Source organism: Solilutibacter pythonis, assembly GCF_003697345.1.
Lineage (GTDB): Bacteria > Pseudomonadota > Gammaproteobacteria > Xanthomonadales > Xanthomonadaceae > Solilutibacter > Solilutibacter pythonis.
In genome coordinates, this window is record NZ_RFLY01000009.1 from 58,093 (window position 1) to 72,984 (window position 14,892).

Genomic DNA, 14,892 nt, shown 5'->3' on the forward strand with positions numbered 1-14,892 from the left:
AGCGCCCGTGGGCCATGGCCCTGGCCGAAGCATTGGCCGGCGGGTGGGGTCCAGCCTGCCGGGCGAAGCGCCGGCAGGCAAGGCGGTCGGCCACGGCGTTGGCCGGCTTCGTGCGACCGGTTCCAGCCCTGTTTCTGGCCGGGGCGATGGCGGTGGTGCCATCCTCGGGAATGCCACCGCACGCACGGATGCCGGAGGCGGTCGTCTCCCCGGCGGATTGCACGACGTGGCTGCGCGCTCCGGCGCCCGCAGAGATGCCGCCAGGGCTGGTCGCCTGTCTTCGCCGGGCCTATGCCGCGCCACCCGCGCAATGGCCCGCGCCCCATGTCGACGCGGGTGTGGCATGGCGCGAGCTGGGGCCGATCGCCGACGCGCCGGTGCCGGAACCGGACGACAACCCGAGCAGCCATACGAAAATTGCGCTGGGCCGCCGCTTGTTCCACGATCCGCGACTGTCTCGATCCGGCCAGATCGCCTGCGCCAACTGCCATGAGCAGGCGCTGGGCTGGGCCGATGGCCGGCGTGTGGCGTTTGGCCACGACCGTCAGCCCGGGCGGCGCAACGCGATGAGTGTGGCGATGGCCGGATACGCCACGACGCTATTCTGGGATGGCCGCGCCGCATCGTTGGAAGACCAGGCGATGCACCCGGTGGAAGACCCGAGGGAGATGGCGTTCACCCGCCGCGAGATGGTGGCACGGCTGCGCGCGCTGGCGGAGTACCGCGCCGCCTTCGAGGCCGCGTTCGGCTCGCGGGAGGTCGATGAACGACGCATCTCGCAGGCATTGGCCGCGTTCCAGCGCAGCCTGGCGCCGCGTCATGGCCGCTTCGACCGTTTCCTGGGCGGGCGCGGCAATGCGCTGGATGATCGCCAGTTGCTGGGTCTGCACTTGTTCCGCACGCGCGCGCGCTGCATCAATTGCCATCATGGCCCGACCCTGAGCGACAACCGCTTCCACAACCTGGGTCTGCATGGCTACGGCACGCCGAACGGCGACCTGGGCCGCTATGAGGTCACGGGCGACCCGGCCGACGTGGGGCGTTTCCGCACCCCAAGCCTGCGCAACGTCAAGCGGACCGGACCGTGGATGCACAATGGCGAATTCCCGCTGCTCGAAGGTGTGCTGCGCATGTACAACCTGGGTATGGTGAAGCCGGTGCGGCGTCCGGGGCAGGAAGACGATCCGCTGTTTCCCGAGACCGATCCGCTTCTACGGCCGCTGGGGCTGAATGAAACCGAGCTCGGGGCGATCGTTTCGTTCCTCGAAACTTTGTAGAAGACGGGCCCTTTCCGCGCTCCGTCGATGCTTGGGGCGCGTCGGCCTTCCTTGCCGGGCGTTGGCCGGCTCGGTCACTCCCGCCCGGGGCCGGCTCGCGTCGATGCAAATGTCGAGTCCCGCTTGCGCGCGGTCCCACGCTTCACTCGATGGCGGCAAGCCAGGTGGCGGCGATCGCTTCCAGCCCGCGCTGGTCGTCGGCGTCGAAGCGCGCCGCGATGGGGCTGTCGATGTCGAGTACACCGATCAACTCGCCTTCCTTCACCAGCGGGATGACGATTTCCGAGCGCGAAGCCGCATCGCAGGCGATATGGCCGGGAAAGGCGTGGACGTCGGCCACTCGCTGCGTTTCGCGCGCGCGCGCGGCGGCCCCGCAGACGCCCTTGTCCAGCGCAATGCGCACGCAGGCCGGCAACCCCTGGAACGGGCCGACCACCAATTCCCGGCCATCGAAGAAATAGAAACCGGCCCAGTTGAGCGCGGGCAGGGCATTGAACAGCAGGGCGGAAAGATTGGCGGCGTTGGCGATCCGGTCGCGCTCGCCGTGCAACAAGCCCTCGGCCTGTGCCAGCAGTTGCGCGTATTGCGCCGGCTTGTCGCCGGAAAGCGAATTCATCTCGAACATGCGGCCAGTTTAGCGGCTTCGCGGAGTAACGAAGGCTCCGCCCGTGCCGCCCGTGCCGCCCGTGCCGCCCGTGCCGCCCGTGGCGTCCGTGGCGTCCGTGGCGTCCGTGGCGTCCGTGGCGTCCGTGGCGAGACGATACGAGACGATACGAGACGAGACGAGACGGGACGAGACGGGACGGGACGGGACGGTGCGATGGCAGCGAGGCGGCGAGCGACGGGCCAAGCAACTTCTTGACCGTACAGGCGCGAAAGCCGAAGTGAGCCGTGGTACCACCGGCCCGGCATCGGTCTTCGCGGCTGTGCGTGGCGCAATCCAACGACCCGCACAAGCGCGAGGGAGGGGGAAGCCGGCAGGTCTTCGCGGCCGTGTGCGGCGCAACCGGGCACGATGCGAAAGGCAGGGCGCGAAGCCACCGGCGTGGCCGCGCGCGGCAAAATACGGCCGATGATTCTTCACGATGCCTACGTCACCGGTACCGATACCGAAATCGGCAAGACCTTCGTCACCTGCGCCCTGCTGCGCGCGGCGCGGGACGCGGGCCATCGCGTTATCGGCATGAAGCCGGTGGCGAGCGGATGCATCGACACGCCCGCGGGCTGGCGCAGCGAGGATGCGCTGGCGCAACTGGACGCCGATGGCGTTGCGGATGCGCCGTATGCGCTGCGCAATCCGTATGCGCTGCCGCTGCCGGTGGCGCCGGAAATCGCCGCGCGCGCGGCCGGCGTCGAAATCGGGCTGGGGGAGATCGCCGAGGCGCATCGGCGCCTGCGTGCGATGCCGGGTGTCGAAGGTGTGCTGGTGGAAGGCGTCGGCGGCTGGCTGGCGCCGCTGAGCGAAAGCCTGGAACAAGCCGATGTGGCGCGCGCGCTCGGATTGCCGGTGTTGATGGTGGTCGGCCTGCGGCTGGGGTGTGTGCATCACGCGCGCTCGACCTGGCGGGCGATTCTGGCCGACGGCTGCGAATTCGCCGGGTGGGTCGCCAACCCGGTCGACCCGGCGATGGACGCCTTCCAGGCCAACCTCGCCACGCTCGCACGCGTGTTGGGCCAAGCCCCGCTGCGGGTGTTGGCGCGCGCCTGAGCCGGCGTTCGCATCACGCCAACAAGAAACCCGGCAGCCGAAGCCGCCGGGTTTCGCGAGGTGCGGGGCGTGGCCGGGATCAGTCGGCGCGCGCGGCCTTCTTGGCGGCGGCCTTCACCGCCTTTTCGCCTTCGGCCTGGGCCTTGGCGACGGCTTGCTCCACCTCGCCCTTGGCGATCTGGGTGATGGCTTCGTTGGTCTTCACCGTGCGGTCGAAGATTTCCTGGCCGGCGGCGACGGCGCGCTCGGCGTTTTCGCGGGCGACCTGGATGCCGGCCGGGACGGCGTTGCGCAGGCCGTTGAAATCGCGTGCTTCGTTCAACTGGCTCCAGAAGGCGAAGGTGGCGCTGGCGCTTTCCTCGATGGCGGCGAGTTGCAGGCCGAAGACCTGCTCCGCGTTCTCCAGCGCCAGACGGTTGATGCGGGCCGCGGTGTCGGCGAACTGACGGGTAGCGGCGGCGAACTGCTCGTTGAACTGCTGCTGATACATGACTCTCTCCTCGGCTGGTTGGGTGAAACCGGGGGAACCCGATTTGTGCGATGCAACATACCCCGAATTATTGTGCGTTGCAACAATTCGATTGCAATCGTTTCCGTATGTTCGATCTGGCGAGGCCCGGTTGGGCGAAGCGGGCGGGGAACGATGGCGCCTGATTTGTACGCCGGCAATGTGGCAGGCGCTTTACGGCCCGGCGTAGCGGCTGCCGGCGGTACAGGTTTCGTGCACCACTACCGCGGAAAGCAGCGGCACCTCGGGCTTCAGGCGCTGCCATATCCATTGCGCCAGCCGTTCGCTGGTCGGATTCTCCAGCCCCTCGACGTCGTTCAGATAGTGATGGTCGAGCTGTTCGTAGAGCGGTTTGAACGCGGCCTTGAGGTCGGCGAAATCCATCACCCAGCCCAGTTGCGGATCGACCGGGCCGCTCACGTGCAGTTCCACCCGGAACGAATGGCCGTGCAGCCGCGCGCACTTGTGGCCCGCCGGCACGTTGGGTAGCCGATGCGCGGCTTCGAGGGTGAATATCTTGAAGATGTCCATGCGGGCTTCCGGGCGCTGAAACGCGAAAACCCCGCATCGCGCGGGGTTTCGGGGAATGGTGGCTATGGGTGGACTCGAACCACCGACCCCAGCATTATGAGTGCTGTGCTCTAACCGGCTGAGCTACATAGCCATCGGCAACGCCATACGACGCGGCGAACCCGGAATTATTCATGCCGATGGGCATGTCGTCAATGGGGGGCTTGGGGGCGCCGCCGCGACGCGGGTCGATCCCGCCCGGACGGGCGCGTGGGCCGAGGCCGTCTCGCGCCTGAATGACCGGCTTGCCGCTCCGTCGCCCGCATGGCACATTCGGTTCCAGCGGGGCCAGGCCCCAACGTCAATTTCGGGAGTCCGCGTCGTGATCGATCCGGACGGTTATCGCCCCAACGTGGGCATCGTGCTCATGCATCCGGATGGTCGGGTGTTCTGGGCGCGCCGCATCCGCCGGGATGGCTGGCAATTCCCGCAGGGCGGCATGAATTCCGACGAGACCCCGTTGGAAGCCATGTACCGCGAACTGCGCGAGGAGACCGGCCTCTTGCCCTGGCACGTCGAAGTCCTGGGCGCCACGCCCGGCTGGCTGCGTTACCGGCTGCCGCCGCGCGCGGTTCGCCATCGCGACCGGCTGGTCTGCATTGGCCAGAAGCAGGTCTGGTTCCTGCTGCGGATGACCGGCCGGGAGGAGGACGTCCGCCTCGACCTGACCGATACACCGGAATTCGACCACTGGTGCTGGGTCGATTTCTGGTACCCGGTGCAGAACGTGGTGATGTTCAAGCGCGGCGTCTATTCGCGCGCGTTGCAACATCTGGCGCCACTGGCGCGTGGCGTGACCGGGCCGGGGGCGATCCCGCCGCCCAACCGCGAGGTGAGTAGCGTCGGCGTTCGCCGTCCGGCGCGGCGGCGGGGGGCTGTCGCGGCCACCGCGCGCGGGCAACGCGGGGAGGGCGAGCGCTGAAGCGGCTCCGGTCGCGCCTCAGGCGGGCGGCCCGCCGCCGCCGGGGCGCGCGTCGCCGCCGAACAGCCGGCGCATCCCGCGCACCGTCTTGCGCGCCAGCCACCAGACCAGCGCCGCGAAGAGAACGGTCAGGGCGATGACGATGACCAGCGCGATCCACGGATGCGAGAAGGCCAGCGCCAGCCCGCCCATCGTCATCACGTCCTCGCCGATCGAGGCGCTCCAGTTGGTCACAGGCTCGGGCGAGGTATTGAGAACGGCGCGCGTGCCGGACTTGAGGACGTGACTGGTCAGCGCCACGCCCGCGCCGGCCGCCATCACGCCGGGACCAAGGCTGCCGTCGGGCGACATCGCCGCGGCGGCCAGGAAAGCGCCGGCCGGGACCCGCGCCAGGGTTTGCAGCAGATCCCAGCCGCTGTCCACGCCGGGAATCTTGTCGGCGAAGAACTCGGCCAGCGCCAGCACGCCGGAGACGCCCAGCACCCAGGGCGACTCGGTGGCCCGCAAGGCTTGCGGCAATTCCACCCAACCCATCAGCCCGGCGATGCCGACGCCGAACACGGTGAGATAGACGCGGATGCCGGCCAGCCACGCCAGCAGCACGCCAATTGCGAACAGGTGGGCTTCACTCATCGCCAGCGACATTTCCATTGCAACGCTCCCCCGCGGCCAGCCGGGCCGCATGCGGGCACTATATGCGGCAGACTGGCTGGACACGGGCTTAAGCACGGGTGGGCTGGATGAACGAAGCAAACCAAGGACCGGCGCGGACGTCCGGGCAGGCGGCCAATCCGCCGCGCGAGCCCTGGCTGCCGTGGGCGGTGGCGTTGGTCGCGGTGGCGATCGCCGTCGCGGTCTGGTTCTCGGCCGGGCGGGGTGGGACGGCCGCTCCCCAGCCCGGGCCCGGGCTGGCGAAATTGCAGCAGGACATCGCCACCTTGCGTCAGTCCGATCGAATCAGCCGCCAGGCGATGCTCGATCTGCAAAACACCCTGACCGAGCGCGACGAGCAGATCGCCGCCCTGCGCGCCGATCTCGATTTCTACGAACGTTTCGTCAGCCCCGACCGCCAGCGCCGGGGGCTGTCGGTGCACGCCGCGCACGTGCGCCCGCAGGCGGCCAACGTCTGGCGTTTCGAAGTGACCCTGACCCAGGGGCGCGAGCAGGCCGCCGCCAGCCGCGGCAAGGTCGAGGTGCGGGTGGAAGGCAGCCGCGACGGCAAGCTGACCCAATTGGATTGGGATGCGCTGCGCCAGCGGCCGGACGCCCCGGGCATCGATTACGGCTTGCGCTACCTGCAACGGGTGGAAGGCGAATTCGCGCTGCCGGCCGGCTTCGTGCCGACCCGGCTGGTGGTGCGCCTGCTGCCGTCGCGCGGCCAGTCGGTCGAAACCGCTTTCAACTGGAACGAGATCGCCGGCGCTTGAACCGTCATCAGCGCGCCCTCATCCTTGGAGCCATGGAAACCCGCACCGACATCGCCGCCCCTGGTTACCAGCAGCTCGACGCCCCGCTGGTGTTCACCGCCGCCGCCGCCGCGAAAGTGCGCGAACTGATCGCCGAGGAAGGCAACGCCGCGCTCAAGCTGCGCGTCTACATCCAGGGCGGCGGCTGTTCAGGCTTCCAGTATGGTTTCGAATTCGACGAGACCCGCGCCGAGGACGACCTCGCCATCGTCACCGACGACGTCACCCTGCTGGTCGATCCGCTCAGCCTGCAATACCTGATGGGCGCCACCGTCGATTACACCGAAAGCCTGCACGGCGCCCAGTTCTCCATCCGCAACCCCAACGCCAGGACGACCTGCGGCTGCGGCTCCTCGTTCACGGTCTGAGCCGCCGCCGCCTCGGCATTTGCGAAAATGCGCCGATGAACCCGCCGTCTTTCGCCTTCATCGCCGAAGCGCTCGACCGCGCCGACGAACTGCGGCGCGATGCCGCCGCGCTCGACGCCCTGCGCGCCGACGCCCGCTGCCTGCGGCTGGACGCGCGTGGGCAGGTGGCGGTGGAAAGCGATGGTCGCCCGCGCTTCGAACGCGGCGCACCGGCCTACGCGGTCTTTCTCGGCCTCGGGCGCGGCGAGCCCTGGTTCGCCGCCCTGGGCGAAGCCGGTTTTGCCCAGGGCGCGCCGCTTCTCGACCTGCGCGCCGCGGCGGCGACCTGGCCGGCCTTCGAGGCCACGCTGTTCGCGCAGGCGCGCGCGGTGCTGCACTGGCGCGGCTCGCATCGCTTCTGCCCGGGTTGCGGCGGCGTTCTGGCGTATTCGCGCGGCGGCTGGCAGGGCGATTGCGCCGCCTGCGGCCGCACCGAATATCCGCGCAGCGACCCGGCGGTGATCGTCGCGGTGAGCGATGGCGAGCGCCTGCTGTTGGGTCGGCAGGCGGCGTGGCCCGCGCGGCGCTATTCCGTGCTGGCCGGCTTCGTCGAGCCGGGTGAGTCGCTGGAGCAGACCGTGACGCGGGAGGTGTACGAGGAGAGCCGCGTGCGTGTGCTGCGTTCGCGCTATCTGGCCTCGCAGCCGTGGCCGTTTCCCGGTTCGTTGATGCTGGGATTCATCGCCGAGGCGCACCCGGATGCGCCGCGAACCGCGCAGGACGAGTTGGAGGACGCGCGCTGGTTCGGCCGCGGGGAAATTCTCGCCGCGCTGGCGGGCGACGATGGGGCCGCGCCGCTACGGTTGTCGCCGCCGATGTCGATTTCGCGCTGGCTGATCGAGTGCTGGGTGGCGGGCGAACGCGCCTGAGTTCAGCCCGGGGCCAGCCAGTTGAATGGCGGCCAGGGTAGGTTGCGGGCGAGCCAGAACCCCGGCAGCGCGGCGATCCACAGCCAGGGCCGCGCGAGCGGCGCGGCCACTTTGCGCATCCATGTCGGCCGCCAGCCGTACAGCCAGAACAGCGTGCCGATGGCGAGCGGAATGAGCGCCACCACCAGCGCGTTCATCGACAAGGCGCGCAGCGGATCGCCGTGGGCCAACGCGTGCAGCGCGCGCGTTGCCCCGCACCCGGGGCACCACAGCCCGGTGACGGCGTGGAAATTGCAGGCGAAGAACGGGTTGCCGGGATGGTTGGGATCGAACCGCCGCAACAGCGCCAGCGCGACAAGGGCGGCGAGGCTCATGGCCGCGCCGCCGCCGAATGCCAGCCGTCGTTCAAGCCGCGTATTCACCGCATCTGCTGTTTCTGGATTTCTTCCAGCACCTGCTGGAATTGCTGGTTCATGCGGTGCTGGAGGCCGGTGGCGAGCAATATCACCCACAACAGCAGCGAGACGATCAGGATGCCAGTCGTCACCCAGTTCCAGGTCTTGGCGTTTTTGGACGATTGCATGGCGCCGGCGACGTCGCCGTATTGCAGCCTGCCGTCGACCTTGCTCGACTGGACGATGGCGGCGATGCCGGTGGGGACACCGAAAATCGAAATGCAGGTGAAGCAGCACAGTAGCCCCGACAACACGGTATTGACGATCGACCAAACCAGATGGCTGGGGACCCGCTGCGACGGGAATGACGTGTTCATGCTCCATCCTGTTCGGCGTATTGAGGCCGAATGTTATCAATGCCCGGCATCGCCGGGCGGGCTGGCGTTCACGCCGCCGCGCCGCGCAGCTCGCGTACTTTCGTCTCCAGTGTTCCGGCACTGACGATGCCACCGTCGATGGCGTCGGCGGCGACCACTTCGACATGCGCGCGGAAGCGGCGCGGCACGCGCATCCGGCCCAGCCGGGAATCGCGGCGGCTCCACATGCTGGCCCACATCCCGCGCAGCGCCATCGGGATCACCGGCACCGGCCGCCGCGCCAGGATTTTCTCCACACCGGACTTGAACGGCGCGATCGCGCCATCCTTCGTCAGCGCGCCCTCGGGGAAGATGCAGACCAGTTCGCCCTCGGCCAGCGCGGCGTCGATCTCGTCGAAGGCGCGCCGCATGAGCGCGGGGTCCTCCCGCGCGCCGGCGATGGGAATGGCCTTGGCGGTGCGGAATATCCAGCTCATCAGCGGGATGTTGAATATCTTGTAGTACATGACGAAGCGCACCGGCCGCTTGATCACGCCGGAGAGGATCAGCGCATCCATGTAGCTGACGTGGTTGCAGACGATGAGCGCCGCGCCTTCCTCCGGCACATGTTCCTCCACGCCGCGCCAGCGGATGCGGTAGAGCACGATGATCAGCAGCCATGCGACGAAGCGCATGGCGAACTCCGGCACGATGCTGAAGATCCACAGCGCCACCAGCACGTTGGCGATGGCGAGCGCGAGGAACACCTGCGGGATGCTCCAACCCAGCGATTTCTGCAACAGATAGCCCACGCCCGCCGCGATCACGATGAACAGCGAGTTCTGGATGTTGAGCCCGGCGATCACGCGCGAGAGCTCGCCCGCCGGCGTGCGGCTCTGGATCAGCGCGAACAGCGGCACCACGTAGAAACCGGTGAACACGCCGACGCCGAGCAGATCGACGACGATCCGCCAGTTGCCCGGCGCCTGCCCGAATTCGCGGACGCCCATGCCCGCGGCGAGCGCCGTGCCGCTGCGGGCGAAATAGAGATCGAGCAGGAACAGGCTGACGCCGATCGAGCCCAGGGGCACCAGTCCCAGCTCGACCCGCCGCCCGGAGAGCTTTTCGCACAGCAGCGAGCCGATGCCCGTGCCGACCGAGAACAGCGCCAGCGCGAATACGTACAGCTCGTTCCTGAGGCCGAGATTCACCTCGGCGTAGTTGGGAATCTGCGCGGTGATGACCGTGCCGATGAACCAGAACCAGGAGACGCCGAGCACGGCATTACGCACGGCCAACTGCTTGCGGACCAGGCGCATGATCGCCAGCGATTCCGGCAGGGGATTCAAGCGGATCTTCAACGCCGGCGCGCCCGCCGCCACCGGCGGGACGAACTGGCTGGTGAGTCGGCCGGCCACCGCCAGTACTACCACCACGGCGGCCGCGGCATGCGGCCCGGCGCTGCCGGCGAGGGTGAATACCAGGCCGCCCACCATCATCCCCGAGAGGATCGATACCGAGGTGCCCATCTCCACCAGCCCGTTGCCGCCGGTCAGTTCCTCCTTGCGCAGCACCCCGGGCAGTATCGAATACTTCACCGGCCCGAACAGCGTGGATTGCACGCCGGTCAGGAACAACGCCGCCAGCAGCACCGGCATGTTCTGGAGAATGAAGCCGGCCGCCGCCAGCGACATGATGAGGATTTCCATCGTGGTGGTGAGGCGGATGAGCCGGGATTTCTCCAGCTTCTCCGCCACCTGTCCGGCCAGTGCCGAGAACAGGAAATAGGGCAGGATGAACAATGCCGGGGCCAGGTTGGTGTAGAGCGTGCGCTCTTCCAGCGACACGCCAAGCCACAGCAGCAGGGCGATGATCGACTGCCGGTAGACGTTGTCGTTGAAGGCTCCCAGGCACTGCACCAGGAAGAACGGCAGGAAACGCCGCTGTTTCAGCAGACCGAACTGGGAATGGGTGTGTTGCGAATTTGGAAAGTCGGACATGAGGCCCCCGCGGTTGGCGGCAGTCTAAGCGGGTTCGCGGACGCCGAGTACATGGGATGGCTTTCGGCCCGGCGCGGCCTGGGACGAGGGCGGTGCGGTCGAGCGGGGGCAGGCACGCGTGCGTGCATGCGCGATGGCCGGGGCGGGAACGGCGCTCATGCGTCTTGCACTTGCAGCCGTTTCCCCAGGTTTCCGGTGGCAAGGAAAACGTGCTGGCGCCCGTCGCGTTCCTGCCGCATCAATCCGGCATCCACCAAACCCAGCAGGTCGCTGCGCGCGGTCTGGTAGACCACGCCGTGGGCGCGTTGGTGCTCGGCGATGTTGAACGGTTTGCCGGGGTGTTTCAGGGCATTGAGCAGCAGTGCGCGCTGGCGGTGGTTCAGCCGCCGCGACAGCAGGCTTTGCGGCGACAGCAGGTTTTCGGCCTCGCGTCGGGCCTGCTGCTTGCGGGTGATGTAGGCATGCACGCCTTCGATGGCCTTGAGCAGCACGTCGAGCTGGTGGGCCAGGAAATAGGTGGCGTCGCCGGCGTCGGATTCGGTATGCAGATAGGCGCGGGTGTATTGCGCCGGGGCTTGCCTGAGGATGCTGGAGATGGAGATGTATTCGGCCATCCAGAAGCCCGATTTCAGCATCGACCAGTAGAACAAGGCGCGCGCGGTGCGGCCGTTGCCATCGACGAAGGGGTGGTCGTAGCCGATCATGAAATGGATCAGGATGGCGCGCACCACCGGATGGACGAAGTCGGTATCGTCGTCGCGCTGGTTGGCGAAGTCGCACAGCGTCCGCATCCGCGCCGGCAGCTCGGCGGCGTCGGGCGGCATGTGCAGCAGGGTGCCGATTTCATCCTCGACCACGATGTTCTCGTCGTGGCGGCGGAAGCGGCCGGCGCTGCCGGGGTCGCCGAGGGTGCCGTCGGTGAGCATGCGATGGATCTCGAACACGGTCTCCGGCGTCAACGGCTGTCCGGCCCAATGCCGCAATTCGCGCATGGTGGCGAAGTTGTTGACGATCATCCGCTCGCCGTAGTCGCGGGGCGCGCGCCCGCTGCGCAGCATGTCCTTGGCGACCTGGGTGGTGGTGGCCGCGCCCTCCAGTTGGGAAGAGGTCATGGCCTCTTCCATCAGTGACCGGAAGAGGAACTGTTCGCGGTTGGCGTCGGGCTGGGGCTGGTCGGCCCCGCGCAGTGCGCCGGCGGCATCGCGGGCGACGAAGAACAGCTTACGCTGGATGCTGTCGGTCAGCGCGACGGTGAATGGCTGCCGCTGTTTGTCCAGGAACGGCAACGGGCGAGCGATGGCCATGCGCGCGAGCTTGATGGCGGCCCACCATTCGGTGGGTTCGAGACCGTCGGGTGGGGTGAGGTGGCGCAGGCGGTCCCAATGTTCGTAGCGGCCTTTCACCTCGGGGCCGATGCGCAGCGCCAGGACGCGCCCGAGCCAGTCGGGCGGTTGGTCGAGCAGTTCGTGCCACGCGGGCGGGGCGAGCGGCAGCTTCATGCCGGCAATCTAGCAATCAACTACTAATTTGTAAACGAATTAGTAGTTGATTGTATGGTTCAGCTCCGCTCGCGGGCGATGGCGCGCCAGCCGATGTCGCCGCGGTGGAATTCGCCCGCCCAGTGGATCTCCGCCACCGCCGCGTAGGCGGCGCGCTGGGCGTCGGCCACGGTGTCGCCCAGCGCCGTGGCGCACAGCACGCGGCCGCCGCGAGTCACCACGTTGCCCTGGGCGTCGAAGCCGGTGCCGGCGTGGAAGACCTTGCTCGCGCCGGGCGGGGCGGCGTCGAGGCCGTGGAGGACGTCGCCAGTGCGCGGCGTGTCGGGATAGTGGGCTGCCGCCATCACTACGCCCAGCGCGCATTGCGGGCGCCATTGCGCGCGGGCGTCGTCCAGCCCGCCGTCGATCGCGGCTTCGACCAGATCGACCAGGTCGGACTCCAGCCGTAGCATCACCGGCTGGGTTTCCGGGTCGCCGAAGCGGACGTTGAATTCGATCACCTTCGGCGCGCCGTCCGCATCGATCATCAGCCCCGCGTAGAGGAAGCCGGTGAACGGCGCGCCGTCGGCGGCCATGCCGGCGACGGTCGGCTCCACCACCTCGCGCATGATGCGCGCGTGTATTTCCGCCGTCACCACCGGGGCCGGCGAGTATGCGCCCATGCCGCCGGTGTTGGGGCCGGTGTCGCCATCGCCGACGCGCTTGTGGTCCTGCGAGGTGGCCATCGGCAAGGCGGTGCGGCCATCCACCATCGAGATGAAGCTGGCTTCCTCGCCTTCGAGGAATTCCTCGATGACCACGCGCGCGCCGGCCTGGCCGAAGGCGTTGCCGGCCAGCATGTCGCGCACGGCGGCTTCGGCTTCCTCCAGCGTCATCGCCACGATCACGCCCTTGCCGGCGGCGAGGCCGTCGGCCTTGATGACGATGGGCGCGCCTTTTTCGCGGACGTGGGCCAGCGCGGCATCGAGCTCCTCGTGCACCGCGTAATGCGCGGTGGGGATGCCGTGGCGGGCGAGGAAATCCTTGGCGAACGCCTTGCTACCTTCCAACTGCGCGGCGGCGGCGGTCGGGCCGAAGATGCGTTGCCCGGCGGCGCGGAAGGCGTCCACCACGCCGGCGACCAGCGGGGCTTCCGGGCCGACCACGGTCATCGTGACGCCTTCGTCCCGGGCCAGCTTGAGCAGGCCGTCGAGATCGGTGGCGTCGACGGCGGCGTTGCGGCACTTATGCTCGCCGGCGGTGCCGGCATTGCCGGGGGCGACGATCACTTCCTCGACGCGCGGCGAGTGGGCGAGTTTCCAGGCCAGCGCGTGTTCGCGGCCGCCGGAACCGATGACGAGCAGTTTCATGCCGAAGTCCTTGCCTGTGCGGGCGATGATTTTAGCGGGCCGCGCCCCGCTGGATGCTAGGCTGGCCGCCGTTTCATGCACGGAGTAGGCGGCGGATGAGGGCACTTGCCTATATCGAAGCCGGGCTGGCGCAAGTCGTCGGCGCGGTCAACGGGGTGATCTGGGATTGGCTGCTGGTGGCGTTGCTGCCGCTGGCCGGGCTGTATTTCAGCGTGCGCACCGGCTTCATCCAACTGCGACGTTTCCCCGAGATGTGGCGGGTGATCTTCGCCGGCGGCCGTGAGGACAAGGCCGGCATCTCGCCGTTCGAGGCGCTGGCGACCAGCCTGGCTTCGCGGATCGGCACCGGCAATCTGGTCGGGGTGGCGATCGCGATCGGGGTGGGCGGGCCGGGCGCGGTGTTCTGGATGTGGCTCATCGCCTTCCTCGGCATGGCCACCGCCTACGCGGAAAGCACGCTGGCGCAGCTCTACAAGACGCGCGATGGCGAGGGCCAGTATCGCGGCGGGCCGGCGTTCTATCTCTGGCGCGGGCTGGGGTCGCGCGGCTGGGGCGTGGCGTTCTCGCTTTGCTTGATCCTCGCCTTCGGGCTGGTCTTCAACGCGGTGCAGGCCAATTCGATCGCCGGGGCGATGCGGGAGGCGTTCGCCATCGATCCGCGCGTCAGCGCCGCCGCCCTGGTGGGGGTGGCGGGGGTGATCATCTTTGGCGGCTTGCGGGTGGTGGCGCGCTTCGCGGTGATGGTGGTGCCGTTCATGGCGATGGTCTATCTGGCGCTGGCGCTCTGGGTGTTGGCGACCCACATCACCGAGGTGCCGGCGATGCTGACGCTGATCGTGAGGAGCGCCTTAGGGCTGGAGCCGGCGGCCGGCGGCGTGCTGGGCGGGTTGTCGGTGGCGCTGTTGAACGGCGTCAAGCGCGGGCTGTTTTCCAACGAGGCCGGGATGGGCAGCGCGCCCAACATCGCCGCGGCCGCGACGCCGGCGCCGCACCACCCGGCCAGCCAGGGGCTGGTGCAGGCGTTCGGCGTGTTCGTCGATACCCTGCTGGTCTGCACGGCGACCGCGCTCATGATCCTGCTCTCCGGCGCGCTGGCCGGCCCGCACGAGGGCGTGGCGCTGACCCAGAACGCGATGGCCGAGCACTTCGGCGGCTGGGGTGCGAAGTTCGTCGCCATCGCCCTGTTGTTCTTCGCGTTGACTTCGATCGTCGGCAACTATGCCTATGCCGAATCCTCGATCACCTTCCTGCGCGGCGGCAAGCGCGCCTTCATCGTCATGCGTCTGGCCTGTCTGGCGATGGTGGCCTGGGGCGCGCTGTCGAAAGTGGCGTTGGTCTGGGATACCGCCGATGCGGCGATGGGACTGATGGCGCTGATCAACCTCGGCGCGGTGCTGCTGCTTTCGGGCGTGGTGGTGGCGATCACCCGCGATTACGATGCCCAGCGCGCCGCCGGCCGCGAGCCGGAGTTCGATGCCAGCACCTGTCCCGGACTGGCGGAAAAAGTCGACCGGTCGATTTGGCGGGTGAAGTGAAGCGCCTGGCGGACTCTGGCCGCCGCCCGTT

The 14,892-nt window shown here is 68.5% G+C and carries 16 protein-coding genes and 1 tRNA gene; 7 read left to right on the plus strand and 10 right to left on the minus strand.

All coding sequences use genetic code 11. The features are described 5' to 3' along the window. Nucleotides 1-110: 110 nt before the first annotated feature. Nucleotides 111-1,277, plus strand: a complete 1,167-nt coding sequence (locus EBB59_RS07805) for a cytochrome-c peroxidase (protein ID WP_245979166.1) — start codon at nucleotides 111-113, stop codon at nucleotides 1,275-1,277. Nucleotides 1,278-1,419: 142 nt separating this feature from the next. Here the strand turns inward: EBB59_RS07805 and EBB59_RS07810 are convergent, their stop codons facing one another. Further along, a complete protein-coding gene (locus EBB59_RS07810; RefSeq protein WP_122101591.1) occupies nucleotides 1,420-1,902 on the minus strand; it encodes a GAF domain-containing protein in 483 nt (160 codons plus the stop codon). A 390-nt stretch (nucleotides 1,903-2,292) separates the two neighbouring features. Here EBB59_RS07810 and bioD point away from each other — a divergent pair, with 390 nt between their 5' ends. Beyond that, a complete protein-coding gene (gene bioD, locus EBB59_RS07820; RefSeq protein ID WP_245979169.1) occupies nucleotides 2,293-2,985 on the plus strand; it encodes a dethiobiotin synthase in 693 nt (230 codons plus the stop codon). A gap of 79 nt (nucleotides 2,986-3,064) precedes the next feature. Here the strand turns inward: bioD and EBB59_RS07825 are convergent, their stop codons facing one another. The 3 genes from EBB59_RS07825 to EBB59_RS07835 form a co-directional block, all read right to left on the minus strand. Beyond that, complete coding sequence (locus EBB59_RS07825) at nucleotides 3,065-3,475, minus strand: phasin family protein (protein ID WP_122101593.1); 411 nt, start codon at nucleotides 3,473-3,475, stop codon at nucleotides 3,065-3,067. A gap of 192 nt (nucleotides 3,476-3,667) precedes the next feature. Continuing rightward, nucleotides 3,668-4,024: a 6-carboxytetrahydropterin synthase QueD gene (gene queD / locus EBB59_RS07830; RefSeq protein ID WP_122101594.1), complete on the minus strand. Its 357-nt coding sequence runs from the start codon at nucleotides 4,022-4,024 to the stop codon at nucleotides 3,668-3,670. 56 nt (nucleotides 4,025-4,080) lie between these two features. After that, a tRNA-Met gene (locus EBB59_RS07835) sits at nucleotides 4,081-4,157 on the minus strand. A 228-nt stretch (nucleotides 4,158-4,385) separates the two neighbouring features. On the opposite strand from EBB59_RS07835, the gene EBB59_RS07840 reads away from it, so the two are divergent. Further along, nucleotides 4,386-4,985 carry an RNA pyrophosphohydrolase gene (locus EBB59_RS07840; protein WP_122101595.1) on the plus strand — a complete coding sequence of 200 codons (600 nt, stop codon included), beginning with the start codon at nucleotides 4,386-4,388 and terminating at the stop codon, nucleotides 4,983-4,985. Between the two features lie 18 nt (nucleotides 4,986-5,003). Here the strand turns inward: EBB59_RS07840 and EBB59_RS07845 are convergent, their stop codons facing one another. Then, entirely contained in the window at nucleotides 5,004-5,618 is a 615-nt protein-coding gene (locus EBB59_RS07845) for a DUF4126 domain-containing protein (protein ID WP_122101642.1), read from the minus strand. Between the two features lie 107 nt (nucleotides 5,619-5,725). On the opposite strand from EBB59_RS07845, the gene EBB59_RS07850 reads away from it, so the two are divergent. Genes EBB59_RS07850 through nudC form a run of 3 tightly spaced genes read left to right on the plus strand, consistent with a single transcriptional unit; the run spans nucleotide 5,726 to nucleotide 7,727 of the window. Then, nucleotides 5,726-6,412: a DUF6776 family protein gene (locus tag EBB59_RS07850; RefSeq protein ID WP_147455536.1), complete on the plus strand. Its 687-nt coding sequence runs from the start codon at nucleotides 5,726-5,728 to the stop codon at nucleotides 6,410-6,412. Between the two features lie 32 nt (nucleotides 6,413-6,444). Continuing rightward, the gene (gene erpA, locus EBB59_RS07855; RefSeq protein WP_122101597.1) at nucleotides 6,445-6,819 is read left to right on the plus strand and encodes an iron-sulfur cluster insertion protein ErpA; all 375 of its coding nucleotides are present in this window, start codon (nucleotides 6,445-6,447) and stop codon (nucleotides 6,817-6,819) included. Between the two features lie 35 nt (nucleotides 6,820-6,854). Beyond that, nucleotides 6,855-7,727: an NAD(+) diphosphatase gene (gene nudC, locus EBB59_RS07860; RefSeq protein WP_122101598.1), complete on the plus strand. Its 873-nt coding sequence runs from the start codon at nucleotides 6,855-6,857 to the stop codon at nucleotides 7,725-7,727. 2 nt (nucleotides 7,728-7,729) lie between these two features. On the opposite strand, the gene EBB59_RS07865 is transcribed toward nudC, so the two are convergent. The 5 genes from EBB59_RS07865 to purD form a co-directional block, all read right to left on the minus strand. Next, complete coding sequence (locus tag EBB59_RS07865; protein WP_122101643.1) at nucleotides 7,730-8,101, minus strand: DUF2752 domain-containing protein; 372 nt, start codon at nucleotides 8,099-8,101, stop codon at nucleotides 7,730-7,732. 44 nt (nucleotides 8,102-8,145) lie between these two features. Further along, nucleotides 8,146-8,499 carry a CD225/dispanin family protein gene (locus tag EBB59_RS07870; protein WP_122101599.1) on the minus strand — a complete coding sequence of 118 codons (354 nt, stop codon included), beginning with the start codon at nucleotides 8,497-8,499 and terminating at the stop codon, nucleotides 8,146-8,148. A gap of 68 nt (nucleotides 8,500-8,567) precedes the next feature. Beyond that, on the minus strand, nucleotides 8,568-10,478 hold the full coding sequence (locus EBB59_RS07875; RefSeq protein ID WP_122101600.1) for an MFS transporter: 1,911 nt from the start codon (nucleotides 10,476-10,478) through the stop codon (nucleotides 8,568-8,570). Nucleotides 10,479-10,633: 155 nt separating this feature from the next. Further along, nucleotides 10,634-11,977, minus strand: a complete 1,344-nt coding sequence (locus EBB59_RS07880) for a Fic family protein (RefSeq protein ID WP_122101601.1) — start codon at nucleotides 11,975-11,977, stop codon at nucleotides 10,634-10,636. A 59-nt stretch (nucleotides 11,978-12,036) separates the two neighbouring features. Next, nucleotides 12,037-13,326, minus strand: a complete 1,290-nt coding sequence (purD, locus tag EBB59_RS07885) for a phosphoribosylamine--glycine ligase (protein ID WP_122101602.1) — start codon at nucleotides 13,324-13,326, stop codon at nucleotides 12,037-12,039. A gap of 95 nt (nucleotides 13,327-13,421) precedes the next feature. Between purD and EBB59_RS07890 the strand changes: the two genes are divergently transcribed. After that, complete coding sequence (locus EBB59_RS07890) at nucleotides 13,422-14,861, plus strand: alanine/glycine:cation symporter family protein (protein ID WP_245979171.1); 1,440 nt, start codon at nucleotides 13,422-13,424, stop codon at nucleotides 14,859-14,861. The last annotated feature ends 31 nt before the right edge of the window (nucleotides 14,862-14,892 follow it).

Coding starts and splice junctions, on each gene's coding strand:
- EBB59_RS07870 (WP_122101599.1), bottom strand. CDS start 8,499: ATGAACACGTCATTCCCGTCGCAGCGGGTCCCCAGCCATCTGGTTTGG.
- purD (WP_122101602.1), bottom strand. CDS start 13,326: ATGAAACTGCTCGTCATCGGTTCCGGCGGCCGCGAACACGCGCTGGCC.
- EBB59_RS07875 (WP_122101600.1), bottom strand. CDS start 10,478: ATGTCCGACTTTCCAAATTCGCAACACACCCATTCCCAGTTCGGTCTG.
- EBB59_RS07845 (WP_122101642.1), bottom strand. CDS start 5,618: ATGAGTGAAGCCCACCTGTTCGCAATTGGCGTGCTGCTGGCGTGGCTG.
- EBB59_RS07810 (WP_122101591.1), bottom strand. CDS start 1,902: ATGTTCGAGATGAATTCGCTTTCCGGCGACAAGCCGGCGCAATACGCG.
- EBB59_RS07880 (WP_122101601.1), bottom strand. CDS start 11,977: ATGAAGCTGCCGCTCGCCCCGCCCGCGTGGCACGAACTGCTCGACCAA.
- EBB59_RS07850 (WP_147455536.1), top strand. CDS start 5,726: ATGAACGAAGCAAACCAAGGACCGGCGCGGACGTCCGGGCAGGCGGCC.
- erpA (WP_122101597.1), top strand. CDS start 6,445: ATGGAAACCCGCACCGACATCGCCGCCCCTGGTTACCAGCAGCTCGAC.
- nudC (WP_122101598.1), top strand. CDS start 6,855: ATGAACCCGCCGTCTTTCGCCTTCATCGCCGAAGCGCTCGACCGCGCC.
- queD (WP_122101594.1), bottom strand. CDS start 4,024: ATGGACATCTTCAAGATATTCACCCTCGAAGCCGCGCATCGGCTACCC.
- EBB59_RS07825 (WP_122101593.1), bottom strand. CDS start 3,475: ATGTATCAGCAGCAGTTCAACGAGCAGTTCGCCGCCGCTACCCGTCAG.
- bioD (WP_245979169.1), top strand. CDS start 2,293: ATGCGAAAGGCAGGGCGCGAAGCCACCGGCGTGGCCGCGCGCGGCAAA.
- EBB59_RS07890 (WP_245979171.1), top strand. CDS start 13,422: ATGAGGGCACTTGCCTATATCGAAGCCGGGCTGGCGCAAGTCGTCGGC.
- EBB59_RS07865 (WP_122101643.1), bottom strand. CDS start 8,101: ATGAGCCTCGCCGCCCTTGTCGCGCTGGCGCTGTTGCGGCGGTTCGAT.